Annotated in this window: 7 protein-coding genes; all 7 read right to left on the reverse strand. The window is 67.7% G+C overall.

Annotated features, from left to right (window positions below):
- Positions 1 to 688 (reverse strand): class I SAM-dependent methyltransferase (locus tag RT028_RS18900; protein WP_312936813.1); only part of this gene is annotated, 688 nt, incomplete at its 3' end.
- Positions 685 to 1932: an NAD(P)/FAD-dependent oxidoreductase gene (locus RT028_RS18905; RefSeq protein WP_312936814.1), complete on the reverse strand. Its 1248-nt coding sequence runs from the start codon at positions 1930 to 1932 to the stop codon at positions 685 to 687. The genes RT028_RS18900 and RT028_RS18905, both read right to left, overlap by 4 nt.
- A complete protein-coding gene (locus tag RT028_RS18910) occupies positions 1919 to 3076 on the reverse strand; it encodes a sodium:proton antiporter (protein ID WP_312936816.1) in 1158 nt (385 codons plus the stop codon). The genes RT028_RS18905 and RT028_RS18910 overlap by 14 nt, the downstream gene beginning before the upstream one ends.
- Positions 3077 to 3452: 376 nt before the next feature.
- Positions 3453 to 5810, reverse strand: a complete 2358-nt coding sequence (locus tag RT028_RS18915; protein WP_312936824.1) for an MMPL family transporter — start codon at positions 5808 to 5810, stop codon at positions 3453 to 3455.
- Positions 5794 to 6402 carry an outer membrane lipoprotein carrier protein LolA gene (locus RT028_RS18920; RefSeq protein ID WP_312936818.1) on the reverse strand — a complete coding sequence of 203 codons (609 nt, stop codon included), beginning with the start codon at positions 6400 to 6402 and terminating at the stop codon, positions 5794 to 5796. Before RT028_RS18920 ends, RT028_RS18915 begins: the two co-directional genes overlap by 17 nt.
- Complete coding sequence (locus RT028_RS18925; RefSeq protein WP_312936820.1) at positions 6399 to 6824, reverse strand: acyl-CoA thioesterase; 426 nt, start codon at positions 6822 to 6824, stop codon at positions 6399 to 6401. The genes RT028_RS18920 and RT028_RS18925 overlap by 4 nt, the downstream gene beginning before the upstream one ends.
- Positions 6817 to 8313: aromatic amino acid ammonia-lyase (locus tag RT028_RS18930; RefSeq protein WP_312936822.1), on the reverse strand; the 1497-nt coding region annotated here is incomplete at its 5' end. The genes RT028_RS18930 and RT028_RS18925, both read right to left, overlap by 8 nt.

Consider the following 8313-nt stretch of genomic DNA (forward strand, 5'->3'; position numbering starts at 1 on the left):
TTTCCTCACGCTGGCCCACCGCTGGCGGCTTGCGCAGGCCCAGGCGTTCGAGCAGGCCAAAGTCCTTGGCACGGCTCCACCACAGGTAGGGGTAAGACACGTTGCGCGGGCTGAAGGCAAAGCCCTGGTCGCGCAGCATCTGCAGATAGCCTTCGGCGCTCTTTTGCACGTGCATGGGGTGGCGGAACAGCCAGCGGATCACCCAGGTGTCGATGTACGCCTCGGTGGATTCGGCGAACAGCAGGTAGCCGCCCGGTTTCAGCACCCGGTAGAACTCGGCCAGGGCCTGTTCCTGCTCCACCAGGTGGTGGAAGGTCTGGTGGCAGAACACCAGGTCGACACTGGCGTCGGCGAACTGCAACTGCGCGCAGTCGCTGCCGCGCAGTTCCACTGCCAGACCCAGGCGTGCGGCTTCTTCGGCGCTCAGCTTCAGGCTGTGCGGGTCGGCGTCGGTGCCCATCAGCTGCGAGGGCGCGAACACCCGCTGCAGGTGCTGGAACGACTTGCCCTGGCCGCAGCCGACATCGAGGAGCACCGGTGCTGCGGGCAGCGGTGTGTCGAACAGGCTGTGCAGGTCATCGATTGCCACCCGCAGCACGTGGTGCTGCCAGGTATGGCTGCGCAGGAACCAGAAGCCGAAGCGGGTTTCCTCGACGTAGCTGTCACTCAGAAACGGCGACTGGCTCATACCGCCTCCCGCGCACACAGCTCGGCCAGGGTCCGCAGGCGCCGGCGTGGCTCGGCAACGAAGGGGTTGCGGGTGTCCCAGGCGTAACCGGCGAGGATCGAGCTGATCATGGCGCGGATTTCTGGCGAACTGCCGGGGTGGTAGATGACATCCTGGAAGCTGCCGTCGTACCAGCCTTCGACGTACACGCGGAAGGTATCCACGCCGCGTTTGAGCGGGTCAGCGAATTCGCTCTGCCAGTCCACCGGGTTGCCCTGCAACTGCCGGTGCAACAGATTGGCCGCCATGCTCGCCGAGCGCATGGCGATGGTCACCCCGGAAGAAAACACCGGATCGAGAAATTCCGCCGCGTTGCCGAGCAGGGCAAAGCCGCGCCCGTGCAGGCTCTTGACGTTGGCCGAGTAGCCGCCAATGGTACGTGCCGGGGTGTCCCACACGGCGTGTTCCAGCACCGTGGCCAGGCTTGGCGCTTGGGCGATGAAGTGTTGCAGGCAGGCGTCGAGGTCGGTGGGCGCCTGGGCAAAACGCGTGGCATCGGCCACCACGCCGACCGAGGTGCGACCGTTGCTGAACGGGATGGTCCAGAACCAGATGTCGCGGTGCTGCGGGTGGGTGGTAATGAGGATCTTGTCGCGGTCGAAGCCGGGGTGGCTGATGCGGTCTTCGATGTGCGTGAACACGGCCTGGCGCACCGGGAAACTCGACGGCGCTTCGAGGTCGAGCAGACGCGGCAGCACGCGACCGTAGCCGCTGGCATCGAGCACGAAGTCGGTCTGTACGGCGTAGTGGCTGCCGTCGGGGCGGCGCACCAGTACGCGGGGCTGCTCGCCATTCATGTCGGCTTCGACGATCTCGTGCTCGTAGCGGATCTCCACGCCCTGAGCCTCGGCCTGGTCGGCCAGCAACTGATCGAATTGCGCGCGCTGCACCTGGAAGGTGCTCGGCTTGCCAGGGGTGAACTGCTCGCCGAAATCGAACGCCGAGTACGCCTCGCCCCAGGCGAAGGCCGCGCCGTTCTTGAACTGGAAGCCCGCAGCGTGCACTGCGTCGAGCATGCCGGCTTCTTCGACGAAGTCCAGGCAGTGGGCCAGCAGGCTTTCGCCGATCGAGAAGCGCGGGAAGCGTTGGCGTTCGATCACCAGCACATCGTGACCTTTTCGCTTGAGCAGCGCCGCGGCGATGGCACCGGACGGCCCGGCGCCAATCACCAGGACCTGGCGTTGCTGCAATTCAGTGTTCGGCATGGGGCCTCCTGGCCGTGGACAATGGGTTTGACGGTAAGCGGTGCAGGCCAGCCAGCGCCGGCATCAAGGTGGCGACCAGGCTCATCAGCATCAACGTCAGGTACAGCGACGCGCTGATCAACTGCTGGCTGAGCAGCAGGTTGAGGAAGACGATTTCGCTCAGGCCGCGGATATTCAGCAGCAGGCTTTCGCGCCACTTGCTGGCGCCTGCGAACGACGGCGCGGCCCAGCACAGGCCGAGCCAGTTGCCGAGCAGTTTGCTGAGAATGGGCAATGCCACCAGCACCAGCAGGTGCAGCGGTTCGAACGCTTGCAGCGCCTGCTGCACATCGACCTGCAAAACGCCGCAAGCCAGGATCAGCGGCACGGCGAGGTACTGCTGGAGGCGTTGCGACCACGCCGCCGACAGCGGCAGGCGCAGGTTCAGCTTGAGCAGCGCGAGGCAGGCCAGGAAGCCGATGCCCAGCAGTAGGGCATTGAGGCGGTAGTGTTCGGCAGCGAACAGCAGCGCCAGGAAGACGCCGCCGTAGGCCGCTGGCGCGCGCAGGCCAAGGGCGTAGAGCGGCAAGGGCGCGAGCGCTGCCACGAGCGTCCAGCCCAGGCTTGCCGGGTGCAGGCTGCCTTGGCCAAGGCCGAGCAGCAGCCAGCAGGCCAGGTCGATGACGATGGCGGCTTGTAGCAAGCGGCGACTGGCGGCTGGCGGGTAGTCGATGGCGCGCAGGTACAGGTACAGCACCGGAATGGCCGTGATGGCGAACACCAGGCCCAGGGCCAGCGCGGCGACGCCTTCGAGGTGCAGCAGCCACACCGCACACACTAGGCCGCAGGCGAACGGCAGCAGAAAACTCGGCAGCGCCAGCTTCAGCGCTTCGCGGTCCGGCCGCAGCTCGCGCACGTCAGCCAGGATCGCGCCCAGCAGCAGGGCGAAACTGGCGCCGTACAGCGTCTTGACCCAACCCGGGGAAAGCAGCTCAGCCGTGGTCAGCGGCGAATCTGGCTGGCTCAACAGCAGGTTCAGCAACGGCAAGGCCAGGGCCGCCAGCAGCAGCTGGCTGACCACCGGGATCAGGCCCAGACGCTTGCCCAGTACACAGGCCGCTGCGAAGCCGAGCAGGATCAGTGTCCACATCCACAGCACGGTCATGCCGCCGCCTCGTCATTGCAGGGCTGTACCGCCGGTGCAGGCTCGATGCCTGACCGCTTGCACGCGGTGTAGGCCCGAATGCGATGGGTTGATGTACCTGCCGTGTGTGCAGGTGGGCACGTGGCCACTGCGCCTTCGTCCATGGAGAGGTGTAGGAGCGAGCTGGGGCCGCTGCGCCGCCCATCGCGGCTAAAGCCGCTCCCACAGGATAGGCGTTTGAGCCGCAGTGATCGCCACGGCTGCGCTCCCTGTTGGAGCGGCTTTAGCCGCGATGGGCTGCGCAGCGGCCCCAATTCAGGCGCTGCACAATCATTGAAAACACCCGCCGTCGGCACCGCCGCGCTGCCCGGAAGGCTGACCCATCGTGCGTCGCCGTTCATGCCAACGCTTCCCCATCGTGCGTCGCCGCGCATGCCGACGCCCCCCCATCCCGCGGCGCCGCCCAGGGCGCCAGCAGGAAGCTGAAGGCCAGCCCCAGGCTCACCGCCAGGCCAAAGTTGCTGACCGCCGGGGTAGCCGACAACGCCAGCAGCCCGAACGACAGCCAGGTGGTCAGCGCCGCCAGCAGCGTGCCGAGCAGGCTCACTGCCGCGCCGCCGATGCTTTCGTGCATGAGGATGGCGTAATCCACGCTGATCGCCGTCACCAGCAACAGGCCGAACAGGCTGAACAGCGTCAGCGGCTGGCCCAGCCAGCCGAGGCACGCCAGGCTGCACAGCGCTGCCAGTAATGGCAGGGCCACCAGGCGCAGCGCGCCGCCCAGGCCGAACGGCAGGATCAGCAACAGCAGGATCAAGCCGCACGACACCAGCTTCAGCTCCACCGCGCTGATCTGCGTGGCCGCGAACAATCGGTTCAGTTCACCGAGCCGGTCGACCAGTTGCACGCCCGGCTGATCCTCGGCCAGCAAGCCCAGCAGCGCCGCATCGCCCAGGCCTTGCAGGCTGACGATGGCGGCCACGCCTTCGCCGTCTTGCCCCAGCCACAACGGCCGCCAAGGCTCCGAGAGCGGGCCTTGCAGGGCCTGGTCGATGGACTGGGCCGGCAACTGCTGCAACTGCTCGACTTCAGCGGCCAGTGCAGCGTCTGGCACACCCAAAGCCACCAGCGGTTGCCAATGCTGGGCCAAAGCGCCCAGCGCTTCACGGGTCTGCTGCTGCGCCTGATCACTGCCCAGCAATTGACTGAGGCTCAGATAACCCTTGAGCTTGCCCAGCCCAACCAGCTCATCGAGCTTGGCCGACAGCCCTTGCAGGCGTTCGAGCAACTGCCGCTGATCGTCCCCACGCACCAGGTAGAACTGGCTGGTGGGCTGATACCCGGTGATGCGTGCCACGGCCTGGGCGTCTTCGAGCAACTGCGGCGGGCTGGCGACCCACTGGCGGATGTCATTGCGGCTGTGCAACTGCCACAGCCCAGCGGCGGTGAAGGCCAGGAGCAGTGCCAGCAGCGCTGCGCTGGGCACCCGGCGCAGCAGGGCAATGCGCCAGTCGGTCAGCCGTTGGGTGATGCGCAGCGGCCACTGGGCAGGCTCCAGCGACACGCGCGCGAGCAACGCTGGCAGCAGGCACACAGCGCTCAGGTAGGCGCCGATCAACCCGGCCGCAGAGAAGATCGCGATCTGCGTCAGTGCCGGGAAGGGCGTGAAGGCCAGGGCCAGGTAGCCAATGCAACTGGTGGCCAGGCTCAGGCTCAGCCCCGGCAAGGTCAGCCGGACCGCGCTCCAGCTGCGCCACGGCCGCAGGCTCCAGCTCCTGGACAGGTAATGCAGGGGGTAGTCGACGGCCACGCCGATCAGGCTCGAGCCCAACACCAGGGTCATCACATGCATCGTGCCGAACAGCGCCACGCAGGCCACCGCGCCGAACAGCATGCCGACCAGCACCGGCACGAAGGCCAGCAACGCCTGCCAGCGGCGGAACGCCAGCAGCAGCATCAGCAGAATGCCCAGCGTGGCACCACCGCCGACCCAGGTCATTTCACGGGTGGCCTGCTGCTGGCCGTGGGCGGCGTAGAGCAGGCCGCTGGCCGCATGCACGCTCGCCCCGGCCTGCGCGGCGCTGGCGCGAGTGGTGTCGAGCAGCGCGGACACCTGCAACGGCAACTGCATGTCGAAGGCGTTGCCCTGCGTGCGGGCACGGATCATCACCCAGTGCTTGCCATCGGCCTCGGCCACCAGCGCGCCGCTGGCGGTGTCCATCTGCACGTTGGCCGGAATCGGCTGGCTGGCCTGAATGCGTGCGCCCAGGCCCAGCCAGTCGTCCTGGTTCGACAGCAGGCTGAAACCGGCGAAGGGGTCGAACAGGCTTTGCACGCGCTGCTCGATGAAGGCCTCGGGTTGCTTGAGCAGTTGCTCGCGGTCGTCTGCCGAGAGCAGGGCCAGGCGGCCTTGCAGCAGTTGCTGGCGTAGGGCGGCGAGGTCCGGTTGCAAGCTCCACTGGACCTTCTCGAACAGGCCGCTGGCTTGCCACTGGTGCGCCAACCGGTCGCTCAGGGCGAGGGCCTGGGCGCGATCTTCATGCCCGACCAACAGCAGCAGTTCGCGGTTGAGCGGCGCCTGCATGCGCTGTTCGGCGCGCTGCACCAGCGGGTCCTGGGTGTCGCCTGGCACGAGGGTCATCAGGTCGGCCGACACCGGGGTGCCGGCGCGCCATTGCCAGCCGGCGGCGCCCAGCACGATGACCAGGAGCAGCAGGAACAGGCGCGGCAGCAGGCGTTCAGTCGGCAAAGTCAGCGCGCTCCGCGTCGGTCAGTGCGGCTTCGCCGTGGCTGTCTGGCATGCGCAGCACAGTGCTGTCGCCCTGTGTCTCCTGCAGTTCGATGCGCTGCACGTACGCCGCGCCGCTGATGTCGATCTGGGTGAACACCTGCTTGAGCAGCATCGAGCGGGGCGTGAGGCGCAGCTGCCAGTGGTCGGCGTCACCGCTCAGGGCCAGGTCGAAGTCCCGTTGCAGGCCTGTGCTGTCACCTTGCAGTACGGCGAAGAACAGCCGGTTCTGCTCGGCGCCGGCACTGCGGCTGGGCAGGGTCTGCCAACCGTTGGCATCGCGCCGGGCGATGCCCTGGGCGTCGATGCGGTAGTCCTGGCGTAACGGCGTTTGCAGCAGCCACAACAGGCCATGGTCGCGGGCCAGGACGAACTCGCCCTTGCTGGTCAGCGGCTGCGGCAGGGCGCGCAGGTGCTTTTCCTGCACGAACGGACCTTTGACCACGGCCGGCTTGCTCAACTGCTGTTGCAGGTCGTGCAGGTCGAAGGCCAGCGCCAAGGGGCTGGCCAGCAGGGCCAGGGTGGTGATGAGTACGCGGGGCAAACGCAGGCGTGTCATGGCAGCACCTTGGCGACGGCGTCGAGCATGGCTTGGGGCGAGACCAGCTGCATCTCGCCGCTGTCGATGTGCACCGCGACCTGCACGGTGCTGGCGCGGGTCATGCGTTCGCCGCTGTCGGCGTCGCTGATCAGGTAGTGGATCTTCAAGCGGTTCTCCCACTCCACCAGGCTGGCGCGCACGGTCAGCCGCTGGCCGAAGGTGGCGCCGCGGATGTAGCGCAGTTGCAGGTCGATCACCGGCCAGCCGAAGCCGCTGGCTTGCATGGCGGTGTAGTTGTGCCCGAGGCGGTCGAGCAGCGCGCAGCGCGCGACCTCCAGGTACTTGACGTAATGCCCGTGCCAGACGATGTGCATGCTGTCGACATCGAAGAACGGCACGACCATTTCGCAGTCGATGTGGAACACCCCGGCGCTACGCATGCAGCCTCCAGTGGCGCGCGGCGATGCGCGCCAGGCACAGGCGCAGGTCGCTTTCCAGCGCGCGGTCTTCGATGACCGGGGCGAAGTCGCTGCTCAGGGCGTCGTGCATCTGCGCCAGCACGGGCGGCAGGCTCGGTGCGTTAGCCGCGCGACCGCGCAGCCATACGCCTTGATTGGCCGCCAGCAGGCTGGCCGCGGCGACCTGTTCGGTCAGCTCCAGCACGCGCAGGGCGTCGCGGGCGGCGATGGTGCCCATGCTGACCTTGTCCTGGTTATGGCACTCGGTGGAGCGCGAGAACACGCTGGCCGGCATGGTCAGTTTCAGTGCCTCGGCAGTCCAGGCGCTGGTGCCGATCTGCACGGCCTTGAAGCCGTGGTTGATCATCGCGCGATCCGCCGGCGCGCCGGACAGGTTGCTCGGCAGGCCGTGGTTGTAGCGCACGTCCACCAGCAGCGCGAGCTGCCGGTCGAGCAGGTCGGCGACGTTGGCCACCAGGGTCTTCAGGCTGTCCATGGCAAAGGCGATGTGCCCGCCGTAGAAGTGCCCACCGTGCAGCACGCGTTCGGCGTCGCCGTCGATGATCGGGTTGTCGTTGGCGCTGTTCAGTTCGGTCTCGATGAAACCGCGCAGCCAGCCCAGGCTGTCGGCCAGCACGCCCAGCACATGCGGTGCGCAGCGTAGCGAGTAGCGGTCTTGCAGGCGGTGCAGGGGCGGCAATGGAGCGTCGATGGCCAGGTCCTGGCGCAGCCAGGCAGCGACCTGCGTCTGGCCGGGATGCGGCTTGGCGGCGAACAGACGCTCGTCGAAGTGCTCCGGGTTGCCTTGCAGGGCAATCACGTTCAGCGCGGTGATGCGCGTGGCCAGTTGCAGCAGGTAGTCGGCGCGGGCGAAGGCCAGGCAGGCAAGGCCGGTCATCACGGCGGTGCCGTTCATCAGGGCCAGGGCTTCCTTGGGCCGCAGCACCAGCGGCTGCCAGCCGAGTTCACGGTGCACATCGGCGCTGCTGCGCCGCTCGCCCTGGTACAGCACCTCGCGTTCACCCGAGAGGGTTGCCGCGACGTAGGACAACGGCGTCAGGTCGCCGCTGGCGCCGACCGAGCCTTCCTCCGGGATCAGCGGCAGGATGTCGTGCTGCAGGAACGCTTGCAGACGCGCCAGCAATTCCCAGCGCACGCCGGACACGCCATGGCTCAGCGAGCGCAGGCGCGCCGCCAGCACGGCGCGGGTCGCAGGCGCATCGAGCAGCTTGCCCAGGCCGCAGCCGTGGAAGGTGTAGAGGTGGCGCGGCAGGGCCTCGACGTGCTCCAGCGGCACCGCCACCACGCAGGAATCGCCGTAGCCGGTGGTGACGCCGTAGATCACCCCTTCCTTGTCCAGCAGGGTGTCGAGAAAGCGCGCGCCACGGGCGATGCGCTCGCGGTAGGGGGCGTCGTCCTGCAAGCGGGCATCGGCCTGGCGCTGGGCCAGGGCCAGAACATCTTCGATCGC

Origin of the sequence: Pseudomonas sp. (assembly GCF_032058845.1) — a bacterium.
In the GTDB taxonomy this organism is placed as follows: domain Bacteria; phylum Pseudomonadota; class Gammaproteobacteria; order Pseudomonadales; family Pseudomonadaceae; genus Aquipseudomonas.